Raw genomic sequence first — 3,728 nt, 5'->3', positions numbered from 1 at the left:
TGGCAGCGGGTCTTGCGGGAGGGTTGACGGGAGGCAGCGCCGCCGATACAGTTTCGGGAGCGCAGGCCGGGAAGAATGCGATTGAGAATAACTCTCTGGCAAACGTCCTGGCCGCTGCGGAAGCGAAGAAAAAAGGCACTATCGAGAAATACCAGACCGCGCAGAAAGCCATCTGTGAACAGAATCAGGCGGCCTGTACCCAGATGGTGAAGGATGCTGCCGGTCTGGGGCTGGATTTTGTGCCGATTGTGGGGGATATAAAGAGCTTCCACGAAGCGCAGACGGCAATAGATTATCTTGCGGCGGCGGTCGGGCTGATACCTGGCGCGGGCGATGCGGCAGGCAAGATCATCAAGGCGGCAGAAACGGCGCTGAAGAAAGGCGATGTAGCTGAAGCGTCGAAGCTGATAAACGAAGGTAGCCAGCAGATCTCGGCGAAAGCTAAAGATACTCAGATCTGGACAGAGACCAAGAAGAAAGAACCCGTTCCAAATGCTTATGGTCACTGGGATAAGCACAAAAATGAATTCCCTGAATACCAAAACTCTAAGCAATATGTGGAAGCTGCGCATTCTTTTGTAAACAAGCCGCCTGCTGGTACTTTAGTCAAAACGCGCCCTAATGGGGATACGCTATATTACAATCCTTCAACAAATACTTTTGCAACTAAAGATGCCAGCGGTGTACCAAGAACTATGTTTAAGCCGCAGAAAGGTATGGAGTACTGGAACAAACAATGACCGAAAACGAGCTTTACCCATGTCCCTGTTGTAATAATAAAACTATAGGGGAATTAGGCAATTACGAAATCTGTCCGATCTGTGAATGGGAAGATGATCCTGTCCAATCTGAAGATCCTGATTTTGCTGGCGGTGCTAACTGTCCTAGTTTGAATGAAGCCAGAACACTGTTCCTTCAGAAGTAGAACCTGTCAATCCCGGCCAATAGAGCCGGGATTTTTTGTCTGTCAGTCTCAGGAAAAACCATACGATAACGACAAAAACCCTTCGCTGATACACTTACAAATCCGATTGTGAGTTCAGCGAAATCGATTTTCAACAAAAACAAGCCCAGATACAAACAACCTGACTGTAAGTACTATGGAGTGAATTTGGTGTACTTATAAAACGCCTCATCTCTATTTACCTAATAGCTAAATGGAGATGGGGCATATTAAGTTGAATTAACCCCATTGAGACGATTTTTTCTTTCACCTTCCTGTGGCAGCGGGTTATACTCACAAAAAACCCGTAATACGCACACGCCTTCCATAAAAATAATTTGGAAATAAAAATTAAAAAGCGAGCAGATCGGCTTGCAATACGAAATCACCGATCAGATAATGCTTAGAATAAAAATTAACGGAGATGGAAATGTCCTTTATCTCGCTATCCAACCTTGCAGCGAAAACAGGCCGCATTGCGCAGAGCAATAACGTGGCCGTCACGCAAAGCAAACGAGCTACGGGAGCCGTTGAACTGGGCTTTCGCCTCAGTCGTTCAGTCATGGACGAAACCGGTATTGATATCGGTGACCGCGTTGACATCCTTCACGATGCAGAATCTTCGCAGTGGATGATTAAAAAAATTCCGGAAGGTGGCTTCGCTGTGGCGGGCCAGAAGAACAAAGCGGGAGAATATTCTTCCTGCGCTATCCGTCTGACACTGCGACCGGGCTTCCCGCGCTTGTCGGACGATGACGAAGCATCAGTAAAACAATTTTCGCAGGATTCAGACACGCAGACGGAGAAAGGACAGATTATCTTCAAGCTGTGTGATGAGTAGGAAGACGATGAAGGAAGAGGCAGGAATCAGAACGAGTCGACAAACTAAAGATCTGATCCCTGCCCTCAGTAACCATCGCTACACTATCAGTGTACGACTGGCTGTCCATAATATTATGCGTATTAGCATAGTGAAGCCAGTGTTTTTAGGATTAACTAATCTTAAGTCTGGTATCGCTGATAATGTATCGAATGGTCCTCCTGAATGTCTTATTGTTTAAATATCAATAAGTAAGGTGGCTATAAATGACATTATTAACAATTCATCCTTCTGTTGCCCGTGATGAACTGGCTTCGAAGTTCTCTGCTCATCCGGCGATGATGTTGCAAATCAACCGTATGAAGAACTCTCAGGTCGTGGTTCTGTGCTCTTTCCTTCGCGGTGACCGGCTGACTTCGGCAGGAAATAACATAGTGGCTGATTATGAAGTGCTCAGACTTCCGGCTATCGTGGAAATCCTGGAGAAAAAATATTTTATTCCAGTTGCTCACCGTAATGTTAGTACCATATCTCCTACAGCTTTGAGTGCAACAACACAGACATATTACGTCATAGATGAAAGTACGATTACTCGGCTTCAGAGTGATCCCGATGTAGTGTGTGGTGAACATAAAAAGTGTATTGCATCAAAGGAATGGGTGAAGAAGCAGAAAAAAATCGAGAGCTTTATTAAAAGCAATGGCGGACTAACAGAAACAGTTTTGTCACTTACTCAGCATGTTTATAAGGATAAAATGCCAGGTAAAGAAAAGTTGGCAGAGTTGGAAGATAAGTTCCGCACTCTTCTTGATGAACTGGATAATGCCTCATAATATTATACCCATCTGATTAAATCCCAACCTTTGCGGTTGGGATTTAACTTTATAGTCCAGTAAGTCACCCTTCCCCCGCCAGCCGGATGATCAGCTGCCCCGGTTCGGTGATCACCTCGATCTTCTGCCCGGTATCAAATCCCAGCTCCGCCATCCAGTGCCCCTTCAGGGTAATGGACGGTGACGGCTGGTGCTTAATATGATCCCTGATATAACCCACGGTATAACGCCTTGCTTTAGTTGTGGGGGTGACCGTCTCTGACTTATTAGCTCGCTTAACCTGAGCCGCGATAAGATGCACAGCACCTGGGATTCGGTGCAGGAGCAGACCGGCATCTTTGCCGGCAAAGGCGGCTTTGGCAATATCGACAACGAGGCCGAATATCAGGTCGAACACCTGAGCATCGGCTTAAACACCAGCTGCAATACGGGCCAGCAGTTCCTCGGCAATGTGGCGAGCGGCCTGCTGGTCGGTGCCAACGGTAGCGGAAGCGGCAGCTCAACGACCAAAGCGGCGGTCTCTGACGGCACAATAACCATCCGCGACCAGGCAAACCAGACGCAGGATGTCGCCGACATGAGCCGCGACGTGGAGAATGCCAACCAGACCCTTTCCCCAATCTTTGATAAAGAGAAGGAGCAGCAGCGGCTACAGGAAGCGCAGAAGATCGGCGAAATAGCGGTCCAGGCAATGGATATCGCGGCGACCCAGGGTAAGATTATCGCCACGCATGCGGCAAATGATAAAATCACCGGGGCAACGCAGAGCGACCGCGATAAAGCCCTGGCCGAACTGAAAAAACAGGACCCGTCGAAACAGTACGATAGCGCGGATATCGAAAAGCAGGTCTACCAGAACTTCTATAATCAGGCATTGACGGAAAGCCAGCTCGGCACCGGCGGTAAGGTGCAGCAGGCCATCCAGGCCGCCACGGCGGCGGTACAGGGTCTGGCGGGCGGTAACATCGCGCAGGCGATTGCGGGCGGCGCGGCACCGTATCTGGCGGAGGTCATTCATAAAATGACCACCGACCCGGCAACCGGCAATGTGAACGTCCCGGCCAACCTGATGGCCCACGCGGTACTGGGTGCGGTGGTGGCGCAGACGAGCGGTAACTCCGCGCTCGCCGGA

5 protein-coding genes and 1 pseudogene are annotated in these 3,728 nt (G+C 49.1%); 5 read left to right on the top strand and 1 reads right to left on the bottom strand.

The genetic code is table 11. The annotated features are described in order from the left end of the window. The 4 genes from EPIR_RS03590 to EPIR_RS03580 all read left to right on the top strand — a co-directional run. The coding region (locus EPIR_RS03590) for a VENN motif pre-toxin domain-containing protein (RefSeq protein ID WP_084007832.1) at window positions 1-740 on the top strand (740 nt) is incomplete at its 5' end. Continuing rightward, a complete protein-coding gene (locus EPIR_RS18005) occupies window positions 737-925 on the top strand; it encodes a CPCC family cysteine-rich protein (RefSeq protein ID WP_072066006.1) in 189 nt (62 codons plus the stop codon). The genes EPIR_RS03590 and EPIR_RS18005, both read left to right, overlap by 4 nt. A gap of 448 nt (window positions 926-1,373) precedes the next feature. Beyond that, complete coding sequence (locus EPIR_RS03585; protein WP_023653943.1) at window positions 1,374-1,784, top strand: hypothetical protein; 411 nt, start codon at window positions 1,374-1,376, stop codon at window positions 1,782-1,784. A 245-nt stretch (window positions 1,785-2,029) separates the two neighbouring features. After that, window positions 2,030-2,596, top strand: coding sequence for a hypothetical protein (locus tag EPIR_RS03580; RefSeq protein ID WP_023653942.1), 567 nt, complete (start codon window positions 2,030-2,032; stop codon window positions 2,594-2,596). A 64-nt stretch (window positions 2,597-2,660) separates the two neighbouring features. Here the strand turns inward: EPIR_RS03580 and EPIR_RS03575 are convergent, their stop codons facing one another. Then, window positions 2,661-2,816, bottom strand: a complete 156-nt coding sequence (locus EPIR_RS03575) for a SymE family type I addiction module toxin (protein ID WP_048696850.1) — start codon at window positions 2,814-2,816, stop codon at window positions 2,661-2,663. 96 nt (window positions 2,817-2,912) lie between these two features. Between EPIR_RS03575 and EPIR_RS03570 the strand changes: the two are divergent. Beyond that, window positions 2,913-3,728, top strand: a pseudogene (locus EPIR_RS03570) (adhesin); the annotation flags it as partial.

Source organism: Erwinia piriflorinigrans CFBP 5888 (assembly GCF_001050515.1).
GTDB classification, from domain to species: Bacteria; Pseudomonadota; Gammaproteobacteria; order Enterobacterales; family Enterobacteriaceae; genus Erwinia; species Erwinia piriflorinigrans.
This window is presented reverse-complemented; position numbering and strand designations above follow the sequence as displayed.

Excerpts from the sequence above, each read along its gene's own strand:
- EPIR_RS03585 (WP_023653943.1), top strand. The coding sequence starts at position 1,374 with ATGTCCTTTATCTCGCTATCCAACCTTGCAGCGAAAACAGGCCGCATT.
- EPIR_RS18005 (WP_072066006.1), top strand. The coding sequence starts at position 737 with ATGACCGAAAACGAGCTTTACCCATGTCCCTGTTGTAATAATAAAACT.
- EPIR_RS03580 (WP_023653942.1), top strand. The coding sequence starts at position 2,030 with ATGACATTATTAACAATTCATCCTTCTGTTGCCCGTGATGAACTGGCT.